At 73.1% G+C, this 24,941-nt stretch carries 10 protein-coding genes; 5 read left to right on the forward strand and 5 right to left on the reverse strand.

Features of this window, described 5'->3' with window-relative positions:
- Window positions 1–32: 32 nt before the first annotated feature.
- The 4 genes from E6R18_RS07330 to E6R18_RS07345 form a co-directional block, all read right to left on the reverse strand.
- Window positions 33–6,824: a polyketide synthase gene (locus tag E6R18_RS07330; RefSeq protein WP_136316017.1), complete on the reverse strand. Its 6,792-nt coding sequence runs from the start codon at window positions 6,822–6,824 to the stop codon at window positions 33–35.
- A gap of 67 nt (window positions 6,825–6,891) precedes the next feature.
- Window positions 6,892–12,981, reverse strand: coding sequence for a type I polyketide synthase (locus E6R18_RS07335; protein WP_168712288.1), 6,090 nt, complete (start codon window positions 12,979–12,981; stop codon window positions 6,892–6,894).
- A 41-nt stretch (window positions 12,982–13,022) separates the two neighbouring features.
- Complete coding sequence (locus E6R18_RS07340) at window positions 13,023–14,606, reverse strand: PfaD family polyunsaturated fatty acid/polyketide biosynthesis protein (RefSeq protein WP_136316019.1); 1,584 nt, start codon at window positions 14,604–14,606, stop codon at window positions 13,023–13,025.
- Between the two features lie 67 nt (window positions 14,607–14,673).
- Complete coding sequence (locus tag E6R18_RS07345) at window positions 14,674–15,858, reverse strand: SDR family oxidoreductase (RefSeq protein ID WP_136316020.1); 1,185 nt, start codon at window positions 15,856–15,858, stop codon at window positions 14,674–14,676.
- A gap of 775 nt (window positions 15,859–16,633) precedes the next feature.
- On the opposite strand from E6R18_RS07345, the gene E6R18_RS07350 reads away from it, so the two are divergent.
- Window positions 16,634–18,061 carry a wax ester/triacylglycerol synthase domain-containing protein gene (locus E6R18_RS07350; protein WP_136316021.1) on the forward strand — a complete coding sequence of 476 codons (1,428 nt, stop codon included), beginning with the start codon at window positions 16,634–16,636 and terminating at the stop codon, window positions 18,059–18,061.
- Window positions 18,062–18,090: 29 nt separating this feature from the next.
- Here the strand turns inward: E6R18_RS07350 and E6R18_RS07355 are convergent, their stop codons facing one another.
- On the reverse strand, window positions 18,091–19,521 hold the full coding sequence (locus E6R18_RS07355) for an NAD(P)-binding domain-containing protein (protein ID WP_136316022.1): 1,431 nt from the start codon (window positions 19,519–19,521) through the stop codon (window positions 18,091–18,093).
- 328 nt (window positions 19,522–19,849) lie between these two features.
- On the opposite strand from E6R18_RS07355, the gene E6R18_RS07360 reads away from it, so the two are divergent.
- The 4 genes from E6R18_RS07360 (at window position 19,850) to lanL (ending at window position 24,936) form a co-directional block, all read left to right on the forward strand.
- Window positions 19,850–20,464, forward strand: a complete 615-nt coding sequence (locus E6R18_RS07360) for an ABC transporter ATP-binding protein (protein WP_136316023.1) — start codon at window positions 19,850–19,852, stop codon at window positions 20,462–20,464.
- Window positions 20,461–21,330: an ABC transporter permease gene (locus E6R18_RS07365; RefSeq protein WP_136316024.1), complete on the forward strand. Its 870-nt coding sequence runs from the start codon at window positions 20,461–20,463 to the stop codon at window positions 21,328–21,330. The genes E6R18_RS07360 and E6R18_RS07365 overlap by 4 nt, the downstream gene beginning before the upstream one ends.
- Before the next feature lie 88 nt (window positions 21,331–21,418).
- Window positions 21,419–21,940, forward strand: coding sequence for a hypothetical protein (locus E6R18_RS07370; RefSeq protein WP_136316025.1), 522 nt, complete (start codon window positions 21,419–21,421; stop codon window positions 21,938–21,940).
- 326 nt (window positions 21,941–22,266) lie between these two features.
- Window positions 22,267–24,936 carry a class IV lanthionine synthetase LanL gene (gene lanL / locus E6R18_RS07375; protein WP_136316026.1) on the forward strand — a complete coding sequence of 890 codons (2,670 nt, stop codon included), beginning with the start codon at window positions 22,267–22,269 and terminating at the stop codon, window positions 24,934–24,936.
- Window positions 24,937–24,941 lie beyond the last annotated feature (5 nt).

Here is a 24,941-nt window from a genome sequence, read left to right on the forward strand (position 1 = left end):
CGTGGCAGCCCGTCTTGGTCGCCGGCCCCTTGTCAGACCTCGCTGTTACGTTGACCCGAGGATCTTGCTTCGACCTCAGGAGTGGGCGCATGTACGAGGAACGGCTCGCCGCGTCCTGCTCCTCGGTCCGGCTCCGACACCACCCGCATGCCCAGCCCGCGCACCCGGTAGATGCAGGTGTCATCGCCCCACAACGACGCGTCCGCCACCGCGTAGGGGCCCCGCTCGTCCGTGCCGCTCTCCACGATGTCCATGTCCACCCGGATCAGACGGTGGGCCGGGGTGATCTGGCCGCGGTACGTCCACGCGGTCTCCCGGTCGGGCAGCACCGGCTCGAAACGGGGATGGGGCGTGCCGGCGGCCGCGTCGCGTTCGAGCAGGTGGAACTGGAGCAGTTGGCACATGGCCTCGATGCCCAGCGAGCCCGGCTGTACCGGGTCCTGGAAGAAGTGGGCCCGGAAGAACCAGGCGTCCTGGCGCACGTCCTTCTCGGACCGCAACCGGCCCAGTCCGGCGCTGCCCCCGTCCGGCCAGTAGCCCGTGATCCGGTCCAGCATCAGCAGCATCGGCCCCGGCAGGCACAGCTCCCCGGCGCAGTAGCGGTCGGGCCGGGTGGTCAGGTCGACGGTGCGGTCGCAGGGCTCGGCGAGGCGGTTGCGGTCGTCCGCCGATGCGGCCAGGCCCTGCTGGTCGTCGAAGGCCGACTGGGGGAAGTAGCCGAAGACCGTCTCCAGTGCGAGCACGGGCACGTCGTCGGCCGAGCACGACACCCGGAAGGACTCGATGATCAGGTCACCGCTGCGCGAGACGCGCGTCAGCTCGGCGCGGGTGCGGACCGTTCGCGTCGCCGGGGTCACCTCGCCGGTGACCGTCCCCGTCCCGTCGAGGTTGCGGAACAGCAGGTCCACGTCGGTGGTGAGGGCGCTGCCCACGTACGAGGCGAGCCAGCCGCAGGGTTGCAGCGCGGTTTCCATGAGGACGGCGAACGGCATGGCGCGGCCACCGCTCTGCTCGAAGAACCAGGCTTGGTCGGGTACGTCGTACTCCGCGACGACACAGCTGCCCTCCCGCATCCCGCCCTGGGGCCCGTCCACCGAGACGATCCGGCTCATGAAGTGGTACGGGGGGCCGGGGAGGCGCGCCACCCGGCGGGTGCCGTCGAAGGGCTCGTACATCCTGCCGAACGCCTCGCTCGGCCTGCCCCAGGCGCACGCCAGGAGTGAGGGGTAGTCGAAGGGGAACCCGTCGGCAGCCGTGGCCACCGGCCTCTCCTCGCGGTGACCGACCAACCCGCCCGACTGCGGCAGCGGCACGGGGGCCGCCCCGGTCTGCACGGCGCGCGGACCCGCGTGCCGCCACTGCGAGAGCGGCCAGTCGGGCACCAGCCGCAGGGCCATGGCACGGCCCAGAAACGCTTTCGCCCCGTCCACCGAGCCCAGCACGTCGGCGTAGAGCGTCGGCACCGGGCCCGCGGAGACTCCGCGTACGAACACCTCGTAGACGACGCGCCGGCCCTCAGGGGTCGCCTGGCCCCGGCACATGGCGTGGTAGGGCTGATCACTGACCGGTTCGAAGCGCCAGCCGTCCCGGTCGACGGTGTAGCCCATGGCCGTCAGGTAGAAGGCCATCGCCTGGAGACCGCCTTGGAACATCAGGGTGCCGGGCATGCAGGGGTCGTTCTTGAAGTGCCCGGCGAAGAACCAGTCGTCCGGCGCCAACGCCGTCTCGGCGCGCAGATAGCCCCGGCCCCACGGGCCGCCGGCCGAGTCGAACGCGCTCACCTCGTCCAACAGGCGCAGCCTGCCCCCGTCGAGCCGCGGCGAGCGGATGTGGGCCGCCGTTGCCTCCCAGCCGGGACCGAAGCAGTCCGCCGGCCGCCCTTCTGTCAGGGCCCGGAGCCGGTCCTCGTCGAACCGGGTCAGCTCGCAGTGCACGGCCGGAGGGTCGAGCGGCAGGGCGTCACCCGGCGGATGCTCGGCCGGGTCCCACCGGATACCGCCGCTGCCGGCGAGTTCCTGAGGGGTGAAGAAGCCCGCCTGGCCCTCGCGGACACTGAGCCGGAGCTCGCCGTCCACGTAGCAGTCGTAGTGGAAGAAGGCCAGCCGCACGCCCTCGGCCTCCGCGTGGCCGTCGACGTGGATCTCGAAGGACAGGGTGTCACCGGCCCCCGGCGGGTCGCCGTGGAAGGTCACCTCGCACCCGAGCAGCCGGTAGGCGCGCTCGCCCCGGTTGAGCAGATCGGCGCCCAGCCAGCTGAGCAGAAGCAGGTCGGCCTGGCCCGCCTCGACCAGCAGGCCGGCCGGCATGCGCCCCGTGGAGTCCAGGTACCAGCCGTCGGACCGGATGTCGGTCTCCGTCCAGATCCTGCCGTCCGTGCGCACCGGTCCCGGCATGGCGAGTGCCGCGGGCACCGCGTCGATTCCGGTGACCCGGTCGGCGAACAGCATGGGCGGTCCGGGCATCCGGGTCTGCACCGCGTATCCGTCCTGTTCGGCGAACCTGGGCCCGAACAGAGCGGAGATCTTGTGCTCGGCGAGGTACTCCAGTTGGGCGCGGTCGAACTTCGGCCCCGGTTTCGGCGTCGGCGAGGACGGTGACGCGGGTGTATGCGGCAGCGGGGCGGGTGCCGGCTGCACCGGGGTCGGCGGCGGGGGCTGCACGGCCGGGCGGGGCGTGGTGAGTGCGGGCGGCCCCATGATGTCGGGGGCGGGGATCGGTGCTCCGGCAGCCGTCAACGCCCTCACGGCCAGCGTCGACATCCGCAGGAAGCGCTGGTGGGTCTCGGTGTGCCGGGCCATCACCTCCCGGTGCAGCTCGGCGACCCGCAGTCCGAGCCGGGCGACTACGGCCCGCGCGTCCTGCGGTGCCCAGGATTCTCCGCCGGCGGGGGAGGGGGCGGGGAGGGTGGGGCTCTGGGAGTGCTGTGGGGCCGGGTCGGTGTCCGCGCCCGGTCCTCCGCACGGCGGCGCGGTGGGGGCTGAGGACCCTCCCGGCACACGGGCCTGCGGGACGGTCGAGGGGAGCGGGCGGCCGGGGGCGTGGTTCGGGACCGGGGCCAGCTCCGGGGCCCGGGGCAGGGTCGTCACAGTGGACTCCAGGCAGGGCAGACGGGGGAACGGGACGGCGGGAACGGTGATGCCGGGGCCGGGGTCCGGGAGATCCGTCGCGGCGCGGCCGAGCCGGGCGAGCAGCTCATCGGCTCGCACCGGCACTCCGGCGACGACGAGTTCGGCCACCGACAGACACAGCTGCCGCAGTCCGGTGTCCTGCGGGGCGTCCAGCGCCACGGCCACGTGTTCCCGGTCGCCGAGCACCCGCTTGATCCAGCCGGTGCACAGCCTCCGCGGTCCGTGCTCCACGAAGACGCGGACCCCGTCGGCCCATGCCTGCTCGACCATGGCCGCGAAGTCGATCGTGCCCATCCCCTGAGCGGTGACCGCGTCGGCGGCCCGCTCGGCTGTCGGCAGGTACGCCTGCCCGGTGGCCCCGCTGTAGAACCGTACGCCCGGCACCTCCACCGTGGGACGGTGATGGGCCGCACGCCACGCTTCCCGGACCTCCGCCAGCTCCGGTGCATGGGCCGCCATGTCGTACTCCAGCTCGATGGCGAGGTCGGCGCCCAGTGCGGCCACAACGGCCGCGCACGCCCGGGACTCGCCGCCGATGACGCAGATCCCGGGGGCGTTCACCGCCATCAGATGGACGGCGGCCTGCCCGGCGAGTTGCGCACGGACGACGTCCAGAGGGGCACCGACCAGGTAACTCGACCACCGGGAGCCCTGAATGCCCCGATGCTCCCAATGACGCCGCACGGCCCGGAGTTCGCCGGTGAGCTCGGTCGTGAACAGGCCGCTCTCCCGGGTGGCTTCGTACAGTCCCGTGGCGTCCGGCCAGGCTCCCAGCGCGACCAGCGCGGTCGACTCGCCGGAGGAGTAGCCGAGAGCGGCGTCCGGCCGCAGTCCGAGAACATCGCGGCTGAACACCGTGTGGCACACGGCCAGTTCGGCGGCTGTCCAGATCTGCTTGAGCACCCCCTGCTGCGGCCCGGACCGCAACCGCGTACCGATCGCGTGGTGTGCCTCGCGGACGGTCTCGCCGAGCGAGGGCAGGGCGAGCAGCAACTCGTGGCCCATGCCCGGGTAGGCGGCCGAGCCGTTGGTGTACACGAACGCGGTCTGCCCGTCGACCGGACGTTCCCGGTACAGCACGTCGGCCGGTCGGGCGCCGCCCTCGGCCAGCCAGCGGCGGGCGGCTTCCCTGCGGTCCTCGGGCGCGGTGTCTGCGTCGACCACGAGCGCCAGCCTGGCCGGGCCCGCGCTGGACTCCACACCGGAATCCAGCGCGGCCAGCACCTCCCTGCGGTCCGCCCCCGAGTAGACGTGCAGGCTCGGCGCGGGACCGCGCAGCCACGGCCGGGCGTCCCCCGCGCGCAGGCGTACGCTCACGGCCGGCCCCTCCAGCGGCGTCACCGCAACCCGCGCGGTGCGGGGGACCGCCGCGGTGTCGGCGGGCTCGCCAGGCCGGGGCACGGCGCGGTGCTGGAGCGAGAGCGCCGCCACCGCGACGGAGACCAGCCCGGACGCCGCATGAGCGCGCCCGAAGGCCGCCGCCGGGTCGAACACCGCATCCGGACCGTCGCCGATGACCATGTCGGGCGCGTCGGCGCATTCCTCGTCCAGCAGGGCGACGATGGTGTCACCGTCCCTGCGTGCGGCGTCCAGGAGCTTCAGGACCAGGACGACGGCCGCTTCCCCCGGGGCGTCCTCGTGCCCGAGTTCCCGCAGGGCGGACCGGTGGACCGCCTCGCAGGACAGGTCGGCGGCACCGACGAGCGCGGCGTCGGCCTCGCCCGCACGCAGGGCCCGGGCCGCGAGCTCCAGCGCGACCGTCCCGGACGCCTCCTCGGCGGACACCGTGAACCCCGGCCCCGCGAGGTCGAGTTGGGTGCTGATGCGGTTCGCCGCGAGGTTCGGCATGCTGCCCACCACCCCTTCGGCCGTCAACGGCGGAACAAACGCGTCCCGGGCGGAGTCCGCCGGCACGGCGCTGCCGCATCCCGCCTCCTCCAGCCAGTTCGCCACCCGCCAGCGGGCACCTGACCGGGCCACTTCGGGGTCCACGCCCATGCCGATGACCACCATGGTCCGCTCACGGGGCAGGCTCACCGTCCGCACCGCCTCCCGCGCGGCCTCCAGCACCTGGAGCTGATGACGTACGGTCCGCTCCAGGGCCAGCGGAGGGAAGCACAGGTCCGTCAGCCCCACGGCGAACTCCGCCGCAGGGCCGCGCCGTTCACCGCCCAGCACCGCCCGGCGCAAGTCCTCCGCGGACCTTCCCTCGCCCACCCGGGCGCCGACCGCGACGATCGCCACCGGGGCACGGCCGCCCGGCTCCCGCGCCGCCGATACCCCGGCCGCAGCCGACGCCGAGCCCGGAGAGGGTGCCGGTGCGCGGCCGGCCCGCCCCGAGCCCCGCGCCGGCCGGGGCACGGAGGGCGGGAACCCGTCGTCGGGATGGTCCACGATCAGGTGGGCGTTGGTGCCCCCGAACCCGAAGGCACTCACCGCCGCCCTGCGCGGACCCGTCCACTCCTCCGGCTCCGCGAGCACCCGCAACGGCGTGCCCGCCAGCGCGTCCAGCGGCCGCTGCGCACCGAGCGTCGCCGGACGCACCCCCGCCCGCAGCGCGCCGAGCACCTTGAGCAGGCCGGCCACGCCGGCCGAGGCCAGCAGGTGCCCGACGTTGGACTTCGCCGACCCGATGGGCACGTCGTCACCGCCCCCGAAGACCCGGGCCATGCCGCGCGCCTCCACCGCGTCACCGACCGGCGTCCCCGTCGCATGGCACTCGACCAGCGAAACCGAATCGGGGGCGAGGCCCGCCGTGTCGTACGCCAAGCGCATGGCCCGGACCTGACCCTCCTCGGACGGGCTGATGAGCCCCGATCCGCGGCCGTCGTTGGAGAGACCCACGCCCCGGATCACGCCGAGCACGGGGAGGCCGGCGGATCTGGCGTCGGGCAGTCGCATCAGGGTGACGAACCCGGCGCCCTCGCCGTGCACCAGGCCGTCCGCGTCCTGGTGGAAGGGGCGGCTGCGTCCCGTCCGGCTGGTCGCGGACAGCGCGCAGAACCCCATGTGCAGGTAGAGGGGGTCGGGCCGGCTCACCGCGCCCGCCACCATCACATCGGCCGTGCCGTCGTGCAGCCGGTCGCACGCCAGCTTGACCGCGTACAACGAGGACGCACAGGCGGCGTCGAGGGACCAGGCCCCCGCCCCGAGTCCGAGCGCCCGGGCCGCGAGCGCGGCGGGCAGCCCGGAGGAGAAGCGGTTGCGGGCGTCGGGACGTGTACGGCGCCCATCCGCCAGCAGGGCGTCGCGGAGCGGCGGGTGCTGCGCGGAAAGCCAGACGTGTTCGGCGAAGGCGGCCCCGGCCTGCGTCGGGTACGACAGATTGCCCAGCACCAGCCCGCCGCGCGGCAGCGGACCCACACGGCCCGCCTCGGCGAGCGCCTGCCGAGCGCCGTACAACACCCAGTGGAACAGCGGGTCCAGTGAGGAGATCCGCTCCGGGGCGATCCGGAATCCGCCCGGGTCGAAGACGGACTCGAACCCCTCGACGTAACCGCCCACCTCGGTCCAGGTGCGGTCCAGATGGTCGTCCACCGAGCCCATGACCCAGCGGCGCGGGACCCGCCAGCGCCCCGCCGGGGCGGCCGACAGGCTGGTGCGGCCGGCGGCGATGTTCTCCCAGAACGTGTCCGGGTCGAGCGCACCGGGCAGCACACAGCCCCGGCCGACGACGGCGATCGGTTCGAAATCCATGAGGGTGCTCACTTAAGGGACTTGAAGGCAGGGCGTGGGCCGGGAGGGCTCGGGCTCGTCGGCGTTGTCAGGAAGGGCGGCGGACGAGTTCGACGCCGATCAGTTCCAGCAGGACGGACCCGTCGTCGTCGATCAGTGCCGCGTCGCAGCGCGCCCCCGTGGTGTGCGCCTTCCGCCCCCGGACCACACACCGCACGCCGCCGTCCACCGGGCCACGCCGGTGCACCCGGCACTCGGCGACGGCCATCGGGAGCGTGTCCGCCCCGAGCACCGCCTCGGCCCAGAGCAGGGCGAGTTGCAGGGCGCCGTCCACAGCCGCGGCATCGAGCGGCCAGTGATCCCCTGTCCAGCCCAGGTCGCGCAGGCCCACCACAGTCGCCTCGGCCCCGTCGTCCGAGGCGCCGGTCACCGTTCGCAGGGCGTGGAACCGGGGACCGTGGAAGAGGGCCGTGCCCTCGTACGGACCGGCCGCGTCGAGCGGCTTCAGGCCCTCAGGGGTGCCCCACGCGTCCGCAACCGGCTGGTCGGCCCCGCTGTCCAGCACGGCCCGGAAGTACGCCGGACCGTCCTCGCCCCGCAGCTCCGCCTCCAGCCCCGACGGCGCACCGGGCGCGCCCCTGCTGCCGAGCACGGTGAGCCGGTGGCCCGTAGCCGCCAGTTCCGGCAGGGAACATGTCCGGTACACACGCAGATCCCGCACCACGAGCGGGCCGGGGGCCGCCAGCCACGCCGCAGCCGCACCGGCGAACCAGTTCAGGACCATCGCCACAGGCAGCACGGGGACATCGGCGGGTGCGTGATCGGCCAGTTGCGGCAGCGAATCGGAGCGGACCAGCAGCTGCGCCCGGGAAGGGCCGGAGGGCGGGGCCATGGCCGCCGGGTCGTCCCCGGCCACGAGGACGACCCGGGCCTCGTCGGCAGCGGCGCCCAACTCGGCGGTGAAGGCGGCCGCACCCTGCTCCAGGGGAATGAGCGGGACCCCGGACCGGCCGAAGTGCGCCACCAGGGAGGGGGTGACCATGCCACCCTGCCAGGGCCCCCAGGCCACGCACCGCACCAGGCAGCCGGGGCGGCGCGCCTGCTCGGCCGACGCGACCTGGTGCAGGACCTCGTTGGCCATGGCGTAGTCGCTCTGCCCCGGGTTGCCGAACACGGCGGCCACCGAGGAGAACAGGCAGATCATGTCCAGGGGATCGTCCGCCGTCGCCGCCAGCAGCGCCCGCAGACCGTCCGCCTTGGTGGACATCACCAGCTCCGCCTGGTCGTCGCTCTTGTCGGCGATCCGCTTGTCGGTCAGGACCCCCGCGCCGTGCACGATGCCGGTGACCGGACCCCATGTGTCGCGTACATCGCGAAGGGCGGTGGCCAGGGCTTCACCGTCACGGGCGTCCACCTGGACGTACCGGACCGGCGAGCCGGCCGCCTCCAGAGCCGCCAGCGTCGCGCGCACCTCGCGCGCCGCCAGGATCTCCCTGGCCCGCGCCGCGATCCTCGCGGGCGAGGAGTCCGCAGCGCCCATGTCGGCACGTCGCGCGAGGAGTCGGGTGAGTGACGGCTCGTCGGTCGCGGCAGCGAGCCCGTCGGGTTCGGCGGCGGGGTCGGTCCTGCCCACCAGGACGATCCGCGGACGGTGGGCCCTGGCCAGGTCCAGCAGGGCCGCGGCGGTCACCCCGCGCGCCCCGCCGGTGGCCACGATCACGGACGCGGAGGTGATCCGCCGGGCACCGTCGTCCGACGCCGTCACCGGGCAGGGCACCATCCGCAACAGGGACCGAGTGCCGTCTGCCCGGAGGCCGACCTCCGTGTCGGTTCCGCCTTCGAGCAGTTCCCGCACGATCGCGTCGGCGACCCTCTCGTCGTCCCGGCCGTCCCGCTCGCAGTCGATGACCTTGACCGAGCCGTCCGGCCACTCCTTCGCCGCAGTCCTGGTCAGACCGGCGACCCCGCCCAGCCAGGCGCGGCCGGGCGCGTGGCCACGGAGCCCGAAGTCGCCCCCGGTGTCCTGCACGGTCACGAACAGCACATCACCTTCGGCCGCTCGCGCCGCCACCGTACGTGCCGCACGGAGCGCCGACCGGTGGACCTCGCGGGCCGCTTCCGGTGTGCCGCCGGACGCCGTCAGCGCGCCGAGATGGACGACGGCCCGTGCGTCCGAGGGCACCTTCGCCGCGGAGGCGGCGTCCACGCCGTGCTCCGCGAGTTTCCGGGCGACGAGGCCGGTCAGCCCGCATCCGTCCGGGCCCTCACCGGTCACCACGACCGGCCCGTCCAGCAGACCCGCCGTCGCCAGGCCGGACGCCGGGGAATCCATCATGCGCGGCACCAGCCTCGTCAGTGCGGCCTGCTCGCCGGGCCCGGAGTGTGGGCTCGGAAACCCGGCACCCTCTGGAGCGCCGGTGTCCGCGGAAGGCGCGGCGGAAGCGGGAGTCCGGCGGGGCTCCGGAACGGCCGGGCCGGCGCCCTCGGCGGCGGGCGCCGCCACCGGTCCGGAGCCGGTGGCGAGCGCATCGACGATCTCCCGCAGGGTGCGGAGCCGGCCCAGGTGCCCGAAGTCTCCTGCCGCCACGTCACCCAGCTGACGGCGTACGGCCGACAGGATCTCGACGCGCTTGATGGAATCGACCCCCAAGTCCGCCTCCAGCTCCATGTCGACGTCGAGCATGTCGGCCGGATAGCCGGTGAGCCGGGCCACCACCGACAGGAGGAGGTCTTCCAGCTCCGACGGCGACAGGGACACAGCACCATCGGCCGGAGCCGGAGCCGGAGCCGGAGCCGGAGCCGGAGCCGGAGCCGGAGCGGGTGCGGTGGGTGCCAGCGGTACGGGGACGGCGGGTGCTGAGGGCACGGGGACGGCGGGCGCGGCCGGAGCAGGCACGGTTGCCGCGGCATCGGTCGCGCTCGTGACCGGTGTGTGCGGCGGTGACGACGGGCGGGGGAGGGTCAGCGGTGCAGCGGGGGCCGGTGCGGCGAGTGCGTCTCCGGCAGGCGGCACCCCGAGCATCGCGGCGAGGCTCGTCTCGGTCATCCGGAGAAAGGCCATGTGGCTGTCCGCCAGCATGCCTTGACAGGCGGCGTGGGTCTCCGCCGTTTGCCGGTGGACCCGGTCGACCGCCGCGTACAGGCCGGCGTCGTAGAGGGCGGCCTCGGACGTGGGCTCGGGCTGCTGGTCGTGGGCGGAGGTGGGGGCGTACGCGGGCATGGCCACTGCCTGGGTGTCGAAATCGGATGCGTACGCGGGCATGGGGGCCGCCTGGGTGTCGGGCGCGGACACGTACGCGGGGTTCGGCTGATGGGCCGGCGCGCCTTCCGGCGCCGGTCCCGGGACCGGCGCGGCGGCTGCGGTGCGGGGCGGGGGCAGCTGCTGGTAGTTGGCTCCGCTGATCTTCACGGTCATTCGGGGCTCGCGCTCCTTCGCTGAGGTTTCGGGCGAGTCGTAGGGGGCCCAGAGAGTGCCGAGGTCGAGGGGGACACCGAGCACGGCGAGTCCGCCGAGCGCGGCGTGCAGGCCGCTGACCCCGTCGCGGCCCGGCCGGTCCAGGGAAACCGCCGCGTGCCGGCGGTCGCCGAGAATCTGCCCCACCAGGGCGGACAGCGCGTTGCCCGCGCCGATCTCGACGAAGGTCCGCACCCCGTCCGCGTACATCGCCTCGATCTGGTCCTGGAACAGCACCGGCGAGGCGAGATGACCGGCGATGCGACGGCGCACCTCATCGGGGTCCGAGGGATACGGTGCCGCGTCGGCGTTGCCGTAGACCGCGATCCCGGGCTCCATGAGCGGCACGGTGTGAAGGTACGCGGCGAGCGGTTCGGCGGCCGGGGCGACCATCGGACTGTGGAAGGCGGTCGACGCGGCCAGCCGCCGGGTGGCCACCCCCTCGCCGGCGAAAGCCGTCTCGGCGCGCACGACAGCCTCTTCGGAGCCCGAAAGCACCGTCTGACGGGGGGAGTTGTGATTGGCCGGCCAGATGTCGCCGAATCCGCCACCGGCCAGCACCTTCGCGACCTGCACGTGGTCCGCAGCCACGGCGAGCATCGCGCCCGGTGCGCCTGCCGCATCCCGCATCAGCTCACCGCGCCGGCGGGCCAGACCCACCAGCGACCCGGCGTCCAGCACACCCGCGCAGTGCAGCGCCACCAGCTCGCCGAAGCTGTGTCCCGCCACACAGTCCGGACGCAGTCCCAGCTCCCGCACCACCTCCAGCAGCGCCAGCGCGTGCACCGCGAGAGCGGGCTGCGCCCACTCGGTGGCGTCCAGCAACTCCTGCCGGGCCGCGCGCTCCCCATCGCTGAAGGCGGGCGGTGGGAAGACGACCCGGTGCAGGGGCCGCCCCTCGAAGCGGGTGCCGCCCAGCCGGTCCCACACGGCCTGGGCGGCGGGCGCCAGCATCGCGACGCCGGCTCCCATCCCGACGTACTGGGAACCCTGGCCGGGAAACAGGAAGCCGATGCGGCCGGGCGAGGGCTCCCCGTACGCGTACCGGACTCCGAACGGTGTGGAGAACGCCGTGCCCGGCCGCTGCCCGATCAGCGCGAGCGCCTGGTCGTACTTCTTCCGCAGGTCCGCACCGTCGCCGGCGACGACCGCTAGGCGCACCCGATCGGTGGGGGAGAAGGAGGCGTGGCTCTCCCGTGCGAGCGCGGCGAGCGGACGGCTGTCGTCCACCCGCGGCGGTACCAGGTCCGCCGGAGAAGCACCGCTGAACAGGACGAGTTCGCTCGGCGCCCATCGATGGCGCAGGGCCGCACGGCCCCGGGCGCCCGAGGGCACGTACTCCTCCAGCGTGACGTGGAAGTTGCTGCCGCCGAAGCCGAAGCTCGACACCGAGGCCCGGCGCGGATGGTCTGCGGGCCGGACCCAGGGGCGCGTCTCGGTGTTGACGTAGAACGGGCCGCCCGGATCGGCGGCCGCCGGGTTGGGCTGCTCGACCTTCACGGTCGGCGGCAGCACCTTGTGGTGCAGGGCCATGACCGCCTTGAGCAGTCCCGCCGCACCCGCGGCACACTTGGTGTGGCCGATCTGCGACTTGACCGAACCGATCGCACACCACGGACCGTCCGTACGCCCCGACGCGCCGAACACCTCGGTGAGAGCGGCCAGTTCGGCGGTGTCCCCGGCCTTGGTGCCGGTGCCGTGCGCCTCGACCAGTTCCACGGTCTGCGGCCCGTACCCGGCGTCCTCGTAGGCGCGTCGCAGAGCCCTCGCCTGGCCTTCGGGCAGCGGGGCGTAGATCGCCGTGCTCCTGCCGTCGGACGAGGTGCCGATGCCCCGGATCACCGCGTAGATCCGGTCGCCGTCCCGCTCCGCGTCGGACAGCCGCTTCAGCGCGTACATCACGACGGCTTCGCCGAGCATGGTGCCGTCCGCCGCGTCCGAGAACGGCCGGCAGTCACCGCTGGGGGACAGCGCAGGCGTCTTGGAGAAGCAGAGGAACATGCCGACGTCGTTCCCCGTGTCCACGCCCCCGCTGATCACCAGGTCGGCCCGGCCGAGCGCCAGCTCGCCTACCGCGGTGGACAGGGCCGCCAGGGAACTGGCACAGGCCGCGTCGGCGGTGTGGTTGATGCCGTGCAGATCGAACCGGTTGGCGATCCGTCCCGCGACGACGTTGCCGAGCAGACCGGGAAAGGTCGATTCCCGCCACGGCGTGAACCGCGCCGAGATGCGGTCGCACACGGCCTGCGCCTCCGCCTCCCCGATACCGCTCTCCCGCAGGGCGGCGAGCCACACCGGGCGTTGGGTGCGCCCGAACATGTGCGGAAGGAGTTCCAGGGAGGCCGCGCCGAGGACGACACCGGTCCGGTCCCGGTCCACCCCGGCCGCGCCACCGGCGTCCTTCAGCACCTGGTCGGCGACCATCAGGGCGAGGAGCTGCGACGAGTCCGTCGAGGACAGGCCGGCGGGGGGCACCCCGTACGCCATCGGGTCGAAGTCCACCTCCGGCAGGAAGGCGCCCCGGCGGGCGTACGTCTTGTCGGGGGCGGCCGGGTCGGGATCGTAGTGGTCCTCCACCCGCCAGCGGGAGGCGGGCACTTCGGTGATCAGGTCCCGTCCGCCGCACACGATCCGCCAGTAGCCGGCCGCGTCCGTCGCACCGGGCACCAGAGCGCCCACACCGACCACGGCGACGGGCGTCCGGCCGGGCGGGGATGCTTGCACGGTCTCTCCTGGGAGCAGCGCCTTCGGAGCGCCGGGCGCGCTCACGCCAGCTCGCACGGCACGTAGGTGAAAGCCTCGGGAGGCATGGGGACTCCATGGGTACGCAGTTGATGGGCGCGGGTGAGTACGGCCGCGCCTTCGAGGAGGTTGAGGGCGATCTGCACCACGGTCCGGTGCCCCGGTTCGGCCAGCCAGGAGCCCGCCACCCACCGGTTGAAGGCGCCCATCGACGGTCCGCACCAGATCTGGTAGTCGGCCCGCCGCGGTGCGTGCCCGGTGATCGCCCAACGGCTGGAACTGCCCAGGTACCAGCGGAAGACCAGGGCCATCCGGTGTTTCGGGTCCGCCTCGGCGCGCGTGATCTCGGCAGGATCGCGCTGTTCCCAGAACGCGCGCGTACGCTGCCACACCTCCTCGAACGGGGCGCGCAGCACATCGCGTTCGAGCGAGGTCCGCAGGGCGGGCGGGATCTCCTCCAGGGAGCCGTGCGCCCGGTACGCCGCGTGGAGCCTGCCGGCCCGCTGGGCGAACATCGTGCCGCGCGACAGCACCTGGAGCTTCACACCGAGCTCGAACATGTCGGCCGCCGGCGCCATGGCCACATCGGCGATGTCCGCCTCGCACAGCATCGCCTTGGCCTCGTCGCACAGGCCCGCTTCGACGGAGGTCTGGTTCACCGACCCGACGACCACGTAGGACGCGCCGAGGGCGAAGGCGCCGGCCACCGCGTCGGGCGTGCCGAGACCCCCGGCCGCACCGACCCCGACCGGCCGGGGGTATCCGAACCGCCGGCAGAGCGCGTCGCGCAGCCCCGCGATCCTCGGCAGCAGGACCGACAACGGCCGGTTGTCGGTGTGTCCGCCGCTGTCGGCCTCCACGGTGATGTCCTCGGCGACCGGCACGCGGGCCGCGAGATCCGCCTCCTCCCGGGTCAGCCGGCCCTCGGCCACGAGGGGTTCCAGGAGGGCGGCCGGTGCGGGGGAGAGGAACCGTTCGGCCACCTCGGGACGGGACACCTTGGCGAGCATCCGGGTGGGCCGGACGATGTGCCCGTCCGCCCCCCGGCGCAGCCCCCTGGCCGAGCACCACACGACGGCCGGGGTCAGTTCCATGTACGCGGACGCGGATACCCGGGGCACACCGCAGCCCACGAGGAGCTCCGCGACGCGTGACTCCAGTGCCGGTTCGGCCGGTGAGTGGATGAGGTTCACACCCCAGTTCCGGCGCCCGCCCAGCTCGTCGACGAGCGTGTGCACGGCCCGTTCCACGTCGCCGTACGCCAGTCCGCCCGCGCCGAAGAAGCCGAGCATGTCCGCCCGGGCCATCGCCGACACCATCGCGGTGGTCGCGATTCCGTTCGCCATCTCGCCCGCGACGTAAGGGAACCGCACACCGTGGGCCTCGCAGAAGGTACGGCCGCCGAGCCATTCGGGGTACAGCGGGGGCAGCGTTCCGAGGGCTCGGCCCGGTGGCACGGGGCCGAGTGCGAGCCCCAGCTCCCGGCTGTCCGGCCCGCTGACCACGTGGACGGGCTCACGGATACGCCGGGCGCGGGCCGCGATCCCGTCGGGCGAGAAGTCCGCCGGGGACGCGGCGGGGGAGCCGGAAACTGCGAGGACGGTCACGGAAGGGCTCCAACGAGACAGGACACGGGTCGGTCGACGGGAACAATGGTGCGGAGAGGGTCCGAGGTCAGGCGCAGCGAGCGGACGCGGAAGGGGTCGCAGGCGGGCCCGGTGGGCCGGGCAGAAGCCGGGCATGCGGGGACAGGCCGGACCAGAGGTAGTCGAGGTCCACCCGGCTGGATGCGGCCGAGGGGCCCAGCAGCGCTCTGACCCGGGTGTCGTCGAACCGCCGCCGGTGGGCGAGGTAGGCCGTCATACCCGGGTAGAAGTCCAGCAGAGCCTCCAGGGCCGACGGGGTGCCCGGTCTGTCGGCGACCAGTTCGACCGAGAGCGGGACCAGCCGTTCCAGCAGGGCCACGACCGTGGGCACGGGCACGTCGCGGTCGTGGACGACGTGGTACGTGTCGACCCCGCCCGAGGGTGTCCGGCCGGCCAGCCGCACCATGACCTCGGCCGCGTGCTCCACCTGGAGGAGGTTCAGCCGGCCGTGCGGATGCCCCACCATCCGGACGCGGGGGCGGCGCCCGGCGTGACTTCCCGGCACGCACGGTGATGCGCCCGAGTCGCATTGCGGGCCGGCGGCGCGCAGGGCGTCCCGCAGGATCCGCTCGATGACGAGCAGCGGATGCGCGGGCAGGTCCGGGTGCGGTGGCAGATCGGTGACCAGGATGCTCGGCCGCAGGACCAGGACCGGGCGGCCGTGCTCCCTGGACCACGCGTGCACCAGCAACTCCGCCTCGTACTTGGAGCGTTCGTAGGCGTTTTCGAACCCGCAGGTGTCCTTGAGCTCGTCCTCGTACGCCACCCCCTCGCGCCGCGCTCCCGCCACGAAGGCGGTGCTCACATGGTGGACTCGGGGCCGCAGACGGCTCGCTGCGGCCAGCTCCAGGACATGCCGGGTCCCTTCGACATTGGTCCGGCGCAGCTCGGGGAGGTCCCCTTCCAGGTTGATGCTGCCCGCGCTGTGCCAGATCGTGCCGATGCCGTCGGCCAGCTCCTGGAACGCCCGCTCGGACAATCCGAGCCTGGGCAGGGCGAGGTCGGTCTCCACCACCCGCAGCCGGTCCGGAAGCGTTGCGGTCAACGCCGCGGGTGCGCCCGTCAGTTCGAAGTACCGGGTGACCCGGCGCAGAGCGTTCCCCGATCCCGCGTGTGCCAGAAGAGTCAGCGACCGGTGCGTGTCGAGCAGACGGCGCAGCAGGCGCAGTCCGAGAAATCCGGTGGCGCCGGTGAGGGCGACTTGCACGGCCATGGCTCCAAGGGCTTCGGAAGGACGGGCCCGTGCCCGGAGGCAGGGACGGGGTCGCCGGCGGGCGACCGGGAAGGACGGGAGGCGACGGGCCGTCCCCGTGGCGTGGGGACGGTACAAGCGGCTCGAATCGGCAGGCCGGTCCGCCGCTGCGAGCGATCACCGCTTCTTTGACACCTCCGGCCTCGCCGTCAGCTCTTCGGCCCTCTCCGGGCACGTTGATCTCCGGCGCAGGGCACACGATGTCAGACGGCGGGCCGAGCGAACGTCCCCGATGCGGACTGCTCACCCGAACGGAGTACCTCGCGCCGTGGCCGGCGCACGCCCGTAGCCAGGGCCGGAGCCGTCCCGTGTGCCTGTACCGCCGGGGAGTGATTCGGCGGCGTCCGTGCGGAGTTGCGCATGCGGCCCGTCCCTCCTTCGGGGGATCTTGTCGACCGCGTTCCGACAGAGGCATGCCCGGCAAAGCGGCGCCGGACAGGGGAAGGCGCTGAGCGGCGGGAGAGCAGATACGGCACGGGGGAAGGGGCATTACGGCGGCCCGAGGACAGCTGCGGCAGCCCGACGGCGTTGAGCGGGAACCGGGCCGTGCGGGAGGGGCGGCAGCGGTTGCCGGTGCGGACCCACCGTCGCACGCGGTCATCCTGAAGGGCGCGGCGGGGGATGGACGGACAGCCGCCGTCCGCCGCTCACCCTGCCACCGGCGCGTCGGCGGCCTCACCCGTCTCCCGCCCCGTCAGCACGCATGCACATGCCTCGCATTGGAGCCGAAAGCCCCATGTCCGTTTCCGATCAGTCACCCTCATCGGCGGAGTCAACGCCCGCCACCCCGTCGATCCCGTCCGCCCGGCCCGCGTCGTCCGGTGAGTCGGACCATTCCGGTGAGTCGGACCATTCCGGCGACACGGCCCGGGCAGAGCGGTCCGTTCCCCCTCCGCACCACCCCGCCCACCCCGTGGACCGCGCCTTTCTCAACCTGGAGCGCAGCCGCCCCGACGTGTACTGGGACGCCGGCGGGGTCGCGTACCTCAGCGGCCCGCCCCCAGCCCTCGCCGACCTCCGTACCTACGTCGCCTACCGCCTGGGTGAGTTGCCGCTGCTGACGAGCCGGATCGAGGGCGGCCGGCGGCTCCGGTGGCAGCCGGACGCGGACTTCGCCGTGGACCGCCATGTGCACGAGGTCGTCGCCGACGGCCCGGCCGGGTGGGACCCCGCCCTGCACACCGCGCTCAACGCCCCGTTCGCGGACGGCGCCTACTGGGGGGTCTGGCTGATCCACGGCCACGCCCCCGACGCCTACGCCGTGTGCTACCGCTTCCGCCACGCCTGCCAGGACGGTTCGGCCGCGGCCATGACCTTCCGGGCCATGCTCGCCGAGGGGGAGCCCTCTGCCCGCCCGGTGCCGAGCCGAAGCCGCCGGGCGGTGCCCCGACGCGTGGCCTCGGCCGTCGGGCTGGCCACGAAGTTCATGGCCGGCACCTTCGTCGTACGCGGGCACCGCCCGGTCGCCGCGTACGTCCCCACCGGGGAGCGGCAGCTGTGGCGGGGCCGCGTACCGGTGGACACCCTCCGCCGCATCGGTGCGACCCGCGGTGGCTCGGCGCACGATGCGCACCTCGCCGCACTCACAGGCGCGTTGGCGGCCTGGGCCGACCGCGCGGGTGTCCCGCTCCCACGGGTGACAGCCGTGCTGCCCGTCGACGCGCGGCGACCCGACGAGGAACAGACCTGGGGAAACCGCTGCTTCGCCCTGCCCCTGGAGCTGCCCGTACGGATCGCCCCGGCAGGCCCGGACGGGCCCTCGGACGGTGACGCGGCTCTGCGGCGCCTGGATCACGTCATGGCCGCGACGCGGAAGTTGCGGGGCGAGGTGTGGCGGCAGGCCATCGGGGACCTGGTGCGTTTCATGCCCGCCCGCCCCACCGAGTGGTACATGCGCAGGGTGCTCTCCCCGCGCGTCACCAACGTCATGGCCACCTCCATGCCCGTCGCCGACAAGGGCAGCCTCGGCGAAACCCAGGTGACGGGCACCGCCCTGATTCCTCTGCTCGTGCCCGGGCACCTCTTCGCGGTCGGGCTCTCGTTCTTCGGTCAGTGGGCCGAGGTGTCGATCGTCGCCGACAGCGGACTGCCGATGGGCGAACTGCTGCCGGAGCTGTGGGAGCAGGCCGTGACGGAACTGGAGGACAGCTCCGCGCCGGTGTGAGCCGGGCAGGCGCCGAGCCGCGCGGCCGGCTACGTGCTCCCCAGCTCCGAACCGGCCCCGTGCAGGGCCTCCGCGCTCTGTGCGTCGGCCGGATTCCGCGGCGGGGGCGGTCCGGCGGGCGGCGCCGGCAGCGCACCGCGTGCGCGGCGCCGCCCCGCCCGGAGCTCCCGGCGCAGCGCCTTCCCGTAGGCGCGGACATCGATCTCGATGCCATGGCGGTAGGTGGGCACATACGTCCTGGCATGGTGGCGCCGCTCGCGGGCGATGGCCCGTGCCATCTCCTCCGGCGTCGGGAGGGCGACCGTGCCCTCGATCAGATCGGCGATCCACTCCGCCTGGGGTTCGAGCAAGGGGAAGGCCACGCCGGAGGGTTGGGCGAGCCCCATGAAGTAGAGGCCGGCCAGCCGCGGGGGAACCGTGCGCAGGTACAGCTCCGTACGGCCGCTGGGGGCGGCGAAGACGGAGGGGCTGAGGAAGGGGAAGGAGATGCTGTATCCGGTGGCGTACACCACGGCGTCCACGGATTCGCGGCTGCCGTCCGTGAACGTCGCCGTGTCCCGGCCGAAAAGGCTGACGCCCGGCTTGGGCGTGACCGCGCCCCGTGCCAGCTGGACGAGGAGTTCGTCCGAGGTGGAGGGGTGCGCGGCGAGGGGTCCGTGGGCCGGTTCGGCGAGCCCGTAGTGAGCCGGGGCGCCGCGGGTGAGCCGCAGGAGCAGCGCCATCGCCGGCCCCTTGATGAAGCGTGGAAGAGCGGCCGGCGGGCTTCGGACCAGGTGGTCCGCCGGCCGGCCCAGCAGCATCTTGGGAAACACATGCGCCGGGCTCCGTGCCGAGAGGTAGGTCCGCTCGGCCGTTCGGGAGATCTCCGCCGCGATCTCGCACCCGGAGTTGCCCATGCCGATCACCAGCACCCGCCGGCCGGCGTACGGCTCGGGGGAGCGGTAGTCGTGCGAGTGGACGGCGGACCCTTCGAAGGTCTCCGTCCCCGGGATCGCGGGATCCGGGAGACGCGGGTCCCAGTGGTGTCCGTTGGCCACCACCACGTCGGTGTAGCACCGGGGCACCGCTTGCGTGCTTGCGTCCCCGCGGCGCCGGTGGACGACCTCCCAGCCGCCTTCGTCCAGGGGGCGCACCGAGGTGACTTCGGCGCCGAACGCGATGTGCCGGTGCAGGTCGAACGTGGTGGCGTAGTCCTCCAAGTAGGCGAGGACCTTGCTGTGATGCGGGAAGACCGGGCCGTCCTCCGGCATCGCCAGTGAGGAGAAGGACATGCTCTCCTTCGAGATGTTCGCGTGCAACGACGCGTACACCCCCGACATGCCGTTGTCGTTGCCGTAGCGCCAGAGCCCGCCGAGCTGTGAACCGGCCTCGAAGCAGTCGAACGGCACCTTCCGCGCGGCCAGGACCTTGCTCGCGGCCAGGCCGGACGGACCGGCTCCGATTACGCACGTTCTCCGCATGACTGACCTGCCCTTCCTGGCCGGGCCCCCGCCCTGGTACCTACGGCGGAGCGCCTTGAGCGTGCACTCCGGATCTCGTCACGCTAGCCGCCCCCGCCGTCCCGAACCGGGTTCATCTGGGTAAACCCGCCGCACGCGTGGCATGCCGTGCACCAGGTTGACGCCCGCGCGACGGTGGGTGTGCGAGCCACCGTTTCCCCCGTGCGGCCCGCTCGTTGGGCACGGGCGGGCCGGTCACGCGGCCGAGCGGCCGGCCGGAACACCCGTCGGGCCGGAGAACACGTACGGCCCGGGCCGCCGGGAAGACCTGTCACGACGGAGCAGCGCGATGGACGTCACGGATGTGCACCACTCCTACCGGCAGCATGCCGTTCTCCGGGGCGTCGGCCTCCAGCTGCGGCCCGGCACGCTCGCCGGGATCGTCGGGGAGAACGGCGCCGGCAAGTCGACCCTGCTCAAGATCCTCGCCGGAGAGCTCAGACCGGACCGGGGAACGGTGCGGCACAGCGGAAGGTTCGGCTACTGCCCGCAGGCCGTCGTTCTGGACGACTCGTTCACCGTCCGCCAGCACCTCGACTTCTTCCGGAGCGCCTTCGGTCTGCCGGACCTGCGACGGGCCGGTGAAGTGATGGAGATCCTCGGCTTCACCGAATACCTCGACCAGCGTGCCGGCCTCCTCAGCGGAGGCTCCCGGCAGAAGCTGAACCTGACGCTGGCGCTCATGCACGATCCGGACATCCTGCTGCTGGACGAGCCCTACCAGGGGTTCGACTGGGAGACGTATCTGCGCTTCTGGGAGCTGGCGACGAGCCTGCGCGACGCCGGGCGCTCGGTGCTGGTCGTCTCGCACCTGGCGTACGACATCGACCGGCTCGACCTGCTGTGGCGCCTGGAGGACGGACGCCTGCACCGCCAGGAGACGCGTACGGAGGCGACGGCGTGAGGAGGCACTGGTCCCTGTTCACCACGGCGTCCCGATACGCGCTGATCGGGCACGCCCGCAACCGGTTCGCGATGCTGCTGGTGGTCGTGTACATCCCCGTGTGGATCGGCCTGGCCTACGTGGCCATTCCCGACCGGCCGGCACCGTTCCGGCTGCGCGCCACGGGCGAGGTCCTGTCCCCGCCGGGCAACCACCTCACCCAGATCACGGGCGCGCTGAACGCGGTCACCCTGATCGCAGGCTTCATGATGTTCGCCGCCACCTTCACCGGGGGCTCCTTCGACCGTCGCCTGGCCATGGCGGGGTACCCGCGATACCACCTCGTCCTGGCCAAGCTCACCGCGCTCACGCTGGTCTGCACGGCCGTCGCCGCGTACGCCACAGCCGCCGCAGGCTTCGCCTGGTCCCCCAGACAACCCCTCGTGCTGGCCGCCGGGTTGTTCCTCGCCGCCCTGACCTACGGGGCGCTCGGCGTGGTCTTCGGATCGGTGCTCCGCCGCGAGGTGGAGGGCATGTTCGCCATCCTGATGATCAGCATCCTGGACGTCGCCCTGCAGAACCCCCTCTCCAGCTCCGGCTCCGACAGCCCCGTCGTGCGCTTCCTGCCGACGTACGGCGCCGTGCAGGCCAGCATGGCCGCGGCCTTCTCCGACGCACCGGCGGGGGAGGGCCTCGCGATCCAGCTCCTCTGGCTCACCGGGGCCGCGTGCGCGGGACTGCTGGTCTTCCGCAGGCGCACCCGCAACGCGCTGCCGCCCCGGCGGACGCCGGGCATTCCGGCGCCCGCCCGGTCCCCGGATGCTGTCGGGCGGGTGGGCGCCGCCCCTTCGAGGGACCGGCGGCGTTTCGGCCCGCGACGCCCGTGACCTACGAATGCCGGTGATCGTTCTGTAGCCGTCGGGCACTGACGCGGTGCCCACGACGACACCGCCTCGTACAAGGAGCACCACACCCATGACCTTTTCGCGTACCGCCCGGAGCACTGTCCTCGCCGCGGCCCTCCTGTCCGTCACCGCGCTGGCCGTCCCCTCCCCGGCGCAGGCGGCCTCCTTCCCGCCCGCGTGCCAGGAGGCGCTGCTGGAAACCCTCGACAAGTTCCCCGTTGTCGACTTCACGGTCCCGGACAAGGCCAAGAACACCATGATGGGCGAGGTCCTGGGCCTGAGCGAGGCCGATCAGATGGTCTTCACCGAGAAGGCCTGCGCGGCTTGGAACAGCTGGGCGACGGACAACGGCAAGGCCGTCGCCACGGACCTGGACACCCGCTACCGCAACGCGGCCGGGCCCGTGTGCAACAAGTTCGCCAAGTCGTCCCTGGCGACGATCAAGAAGTACGCGCCGAACATCCCGGCCGAGACGCGCGAGCTGGAGAAGCTGGCCAAGCGGATCTGGGTGAGCTCCATGGAGAAGCTGACCGCCGATGCCACCAACGCGGACTGCCGTGCCGCGTACGACGCGGCGAAGGCGGGCTGGTAAAGGAAACCGGCGGGCTGCGCCGCGCGCCGAACAATTTCATGCATCGACGTAATCGTTCCGATGTCGACGGCCTGGGCTACCTCTGCGAGTTCCTCCGACGCAGCCCGGGCCTCCGGACGTATGAGATGCGGGTCCAGTGATCCACAGCAAGCCACCGTGCGACGCTCGCCGCGCGTGCGCCTCGCCGCGCGCCGGGCGGCGCCATGCACGGCAGCAGCAAGACCCGTGCGCTCGCTGAAGCAGGTGATTCCGGCTCGTGCGCGTTCCACGTTCATGTGACGTGGGCAATTTCCGATCAGCGGTCCTCACCGTTGAGAGGGACACACATGACGAGCCACGCAACTGAAGTCGAGCTGGAAAGCCTTCTCCACCAAGCCCTGCGGACCACCGGGACGGTCGCCCACTGGACGGCCGTCACCGACGAGGTGTGGTGCCGGGTCGCATCACGAGCCGGCACCGGGCCCGACCAGGGCTGGAAGTTGCACCTGTCGGCAACGGCCGCCTCCGCGCCGGCCGTTCTCGCCAAGGCCCTGGACGTACTGCTGCGGGACGAATCCCCCTTCAAGTTCGCGCGGTCGCTCGACCAGGTGAACGCCCTCAACTCCCGTGCCACGCCCCGGGGGAGCTCCGGCAAGTTCCTCACCGTCTACCCCCGCTCGGACGCCGACGCGGTCCGGCTCGCCAGGGAACTGCACGCGGCGACGACCGGACTGGCCGGCCCCCGCATCCTTTCCGATCAGCCCTACGCCCCGTACAGCCTGGTGCACTACCGCTACGGCGCCTTCACGGGCCGGCAGCGGCTGTCCGACGACGGCCTGCTGATCTGGTACATCGAGGACCCCGACGGCAATCCCGTGGAGGACCAGCGCAGCGGCCGCTACTGCCCACCGCCTTGGGCGGTCTGCCCGTTCCCCGCCGCGGTGCCCCTCCCTCCGGACAAGGCCGACGCAGCGAGCGGTCAGGTGCTGCTCGGCGGCCGCTTCGAGGTACGGGAAGCGATCCGGCACACCAACAAGGGCGGCGTCTACCGAGGCACCGACGTCCACACCGGCGCCCCCGTGGTCATCAAGGAGACGCGGCCGCACGTGGAGGGCGACGCCTCCGGCCACGACGTCCGCGACTGGCTGCGCGCCGAGGCCCGGACTTTGGAACGGCTCAAGGGCACGGGGCTCGCTCCGGAAGCGCTGGCACTCTTCGAACACGGACGCCACCTGTTCCTCGCCCAGAGCGAAGTCCCGGGCGTCAGCCTGCGGACCTGGGTCGCCGAGCACTTCCGGGACGTCGGAGGCGAACGCTACCGGGTCGACGCGCTGGCCCAGGTCGCGCGCCTGGTGGAGCTGGTCGCGGCAGCCCATGCCCACGGCTGCGTCCTGCGGGACTTCACACCCGGCAACGTCATGGTCCGCCCGGACGGCGAACTACGCCTCATCGATCTGGAGCTCGCCACCGCCGAGGCCGGCTCCTGCCTGCCGACGCGGGTGGGAACCCCCGGCTTCAGCGCCCCCGAGCGCCTGGACGACGCACCCGTATCCGTGACGGCCGACTACTACAGCCTCGGCGCGACCGCGTGCCTCGTCCTGGTCGGGAAGGTGCCGAACCTGCTCCCCGAGGAACCGGCCACCAGGCCCGACGAGGAAAGGCTCGCCGCCTGGCTGGCCGCCTGCGCCGGACCCGCGAACCTCCCCGGCGGCGTGGCGGAAATGATCCTGGGCCTGATGAGGGACGATCCCGCCGAGCGCTGGGACCCGTCCCGGGCACGCGAGGCCCTCCGCAGGACGGACCCGGCACGCCCCAGGACGAGAACCGGCGCCCAAGTCCCCCCAGCAGAAGGCGAGGACCGGCACGATGCGGTCGCCGGGCTCGTGAACCACCTCATCGACTCGATGACTCCGGCGGACGACCGAAGACTGTGGCCCGTGTCCACCACGGCCGGACAGACCGACCCCTGCACCGTGCAGCAGGGAGCGGCCGGCCCCCTCGCCGTGCTGACGCGGTACTTCGAACTGACCGCGGACCCCCGACTGCCCGACCTGATCTCGACGGCGGGCCATTGGGTCGCAGAGCGCACCGACACCCGCTCCACTCGGCCCGGCCTGCATTTCGGGGGCCGAGGAACGGCCTGGGCGCTGTACGACGCCGGGCGCGCCATCGACGACCCGGCCCTCGTCGAACACGCGCTGGCTCTGGCGCTGGCTCCACAGGAACCCGCGCTCCACCACGACATCACCCATGGCACCGCGGGCAGCGGAATGGCCGCCCTCCACCTCTGGCACCGCACCGGTGACCCGCGCTTCGCCGAACTGGCCGCCGACGCGGCCGACCGACTGGCGTCCGCCGCACAGCGCGGGCCGTCCGCGGTGAGCTGGGCGGTCCCGGCAGAAGCGCTTACCGGCGAGTCCGGCAAACGGTACCTGGGCTTCGCCCACGGATCCGCCGGCATCGGCTGCTTCATCCTCTCCACCGCGGTGGTCTCGCAGCGCCAGGAGCACCTGGACCTGGCGGTGGAGGTCGGTGAGCACCTGCTGCACAGCGCCGTATCCATCGGTGAGACGGTCCAGTGGCCCGCCCAGGCCGCTGACGAGCCCACCGCCCCGTACTGGTGCCACGGCGCGGCGGGCATCGGCACCTTCCTCGTGCGGCTCTGGCAGGTCACCGGTGACAACAGATTCGGCGACCTCGCCCGCCGCAGCACGCGGGCCGTCATGGAACGTGCGTCCCGCGCCCCCCTGTCCCAGTGCCATGGACTGGCGGGCAACGGCGACTTCCTGCTCGACATGAGCGCCGCCACAGGGGACCTGGCCTACCGCGCGATGGCCACCGAGACGGGCCGCCTTCTCGCCACCGAAGGAGCTCGCCGCCACGGACACGTGGTCTTCCCCAATGAGTACGGAGACGTATCGACCAGCTGGAGCGACGGGTCCTCCGGGATCCTGGCCTTCCTCCTGCGGCTCCGTCACGCCGACCCCCGGCACTGGCTCGTCCAGCTGCCGGGCTGAGCGGC

Origin of the sequence: Streptomyces sp. A1277, assembly GCF_004795015.1 — a bacterium.
GTDB lineage: Bacteria > Actinomycetota > Actinomycetes > Streptomycetales > Streptomycetaceae > Streptomyces.

Bases quoted from the DNA above. Each gene is read 5' to 3' on its own strand.
- E6R18_RS07330 (WP_136316017.1), bottom strand. From the start codon at position 6,824: ATGGATTTCGAACCGATCGCCGTCGTCGGCCGGGGCTGTGTGCTGCCC.
- E6R18_RS07345 (WP_136316020.1), bottom strand. From the start codon at position 15,858: ATGGCCGTGCAAGTCGCCCTCACCGGCGCCACCGGATTTCTCGGACTG.
- E6R18_RS07350 (WP_136316021.1), top strand. From the start codon at position 16,634: ATGTCCGTTTCCGATCAGTCACCCTCATCGGCGGAGTCAACGCCCGCC.
- E6R18_RS07355 (WP_136316022.1), bottom strand. From the start codon at position 19,521: ATGCGGAGAACGTGCGTAATCGGAGCCGGTCCGTCCGGCCTGGCCGCG.
- E6R18_RS07360 (WP_136316023.1), top strand. From the start codon at position 19,850: ATGGACGTCACGGATGTGCACCACTCCTACCGGCAGCATGCCGTTCTC.
- E6R18_RS07370 (WP_136316025.1), top strand. From the start codon at position 21,419: ATGACCTTTTCGCGTACCGCCCGGAGCACTGTCCTCGCCGCGGCCCTC.
- lanL (WP_136316026.1), top strand. From the start codon at position 22,267: ATGACGAGCCACGCAACTGAAGTCGAGCTGGAAAGCCTTCTCCACCAA.